The organism is Lamprobacter sp. (assembly GCF_034860625.1).
Classification (GTDB): Bacteria; Pseudomonadota; Gammaproteobacteria; order Chromatiales; family Chromatiaceae; genus Lamprobacter.
Window position 1 is genome coordinate 1 of the sequence record NZ_JAYESN010000470.1, and the last position, 1,623, is coordinate 1,623.

Genomic DNA, 1,623 nt, shown 5'->3' on the forward strand with positions numbered 1-1,623 from the left:
GGTCCGTCCCTCATAATTCGAGTGGCGTTGCAGGCAAAAAGTGTAGCCGGTTTTTCCAGCGCTGATGGTAAGCTTGGTTCAGTTTCACTGTCGACATTGGCGTTAGCATCGGTGTTGCCGTTGCCATCCGCGTTTGCGTGCCACACGGGGTTCGCGTGTCGGGGGCCGTTGGCGTCGGGTGCCTCCTGCAACGCATCCAAGGCCGGGATCAGACGGTAGATGCTAAGGCCGGCGGCTTGCAGGTCGGCGAGGGCGGCGCTGTCGCTGGGCAGCATGAGCAGTGGGTCGGCCTGTAGCAGCCAGTTGGGGTCGAGCTTGGTGGTGGCGCCGAGGCGGATTAGATCGAAGGTGGCGGCGGGTTTGCGGTGGTCGCTGTCGTTGCCTGAATCGCTGTTATCGTGATCGGTGCGGTTGTCGCCGCGCGCTTGCGCCTCTCCCTCGGTGTGAATCACCGCTTGTAGGCCATTATCGGCGACGCCGCGGGCGAACAGCGGATCGGGGTTGAGCGCCAGCACCCTGCCCTGCCCGTGCAGCGCTTGGGCGAGGCTCAGCGCATAAAAGCCGTAGCCGGTGTCGGCATCCAACAGGCGCAGGCCGGGTTGGATGAGCTGGCGCAGGAAGGCGTGCTCGGGCTCGAGCCAGGCTTCGACCTCCAGCAGGGTCAGGGTGACCGGGTTGTCGAGGTCGGCCGGGACGTTGACCTTGAGGCCGTTGCTGAGGTTGAGGGTCCAGTGGGGTTGTACGGATTGCTCAGGCGTTAGGTTGGCGTGTGGGATGCGCGGCGAGCCAGGTCTCAAGGTCGGCGATGGCGCTGAAGTCGAGGAGTGCCTCACCGAGGTCTTCAAGCTGGTCGACGGAGAGCGCCTGCACGCGCGCTTGTTGCGCCTTGCTCAGCGTGCCGAGACGGCGGCGCAGGAGGCGCAGGGCCATCCGTTGGGCTTCGCGCTGGCGGCCTTCCGCTCGGCCTTCTTGGCGGCCTTCCTCCAGCCAAATCGGCTGGTTCTTTGCCACGATCTCGCGATAGGCGCGGGTCTGTTCGAGGGGGGTCAGTTCACCAAGCATGCGGAGGATCTCCTCTAGGGTCTGGTCCTGAAAGCGCGCCATCAGCCAGGATTGGAAGACATCGAGGCAGTGTCTGCGGGCGGTGTCAGACAGTGGGGCTTGTTGGATCTGACCATAGGCGATGGGTGCTTGTTCGCGCAAGCTCGCCGGATCTTCGATGAGATACGGCAGGAAGGTGGCCAGCAGTGGGTGCTCGGGCTGGGTCTGGCTGAGCTGCTTGAGCACATCGATGAGGTAGACCCTGCGGATGGGGCACTGCGGGTCGCGGGCGATGGTACTGTGCCAGGGTTCGGTCTTCGGATCGTGCTCGGGGCTGAGGAACAGCAGCAGTCCACAGACGGGTTGCGCGGGGCGGCGTTCGCCGAGTAGGCCCATGTCAACAGGCAGCATCGCCGCAGAGGCGCGCCAATTAGGCAGAAGTGCCGCGGCGAAGGGATAGCGGGCGAGTGCTTGAGGCCAGAGCGGGGCCATTGGGACCTTGGGGGACATGTCGATGAGCATCAATCTTTATTGTTTGAGTGCCTGTTCCAGCGACTGCCAGGGCTGCTCGGGAAAGGTATT

General features: G+C 64.1%; 2 protein-coding genes. Both read right to left on the bottom strand.

Annotated features, from left to right (window positions below; translation table 11 throughout):
- Positions 1-797: hypothetical protein (locus VBE63_RS28915; RefSeq protein WP_323686430.1), on the bottom strand; the 797-nt coding region annotated here is incomplete at its 3' end.
- Entirely contained in the window at positions 751-1,551 is an 801-nt protein-coding gene (locus VBE63_RS28920; RefSeq protein WP_323686431.1) for a DUF4351 domain-containing protein, read from the bottom strand. The genes VBE63_RS28920 and VBE63_RS28915, both read right to left, overlap by 47 nt.
- Positions 1,552-1,623: the final 72 nt, after the last annotated feature.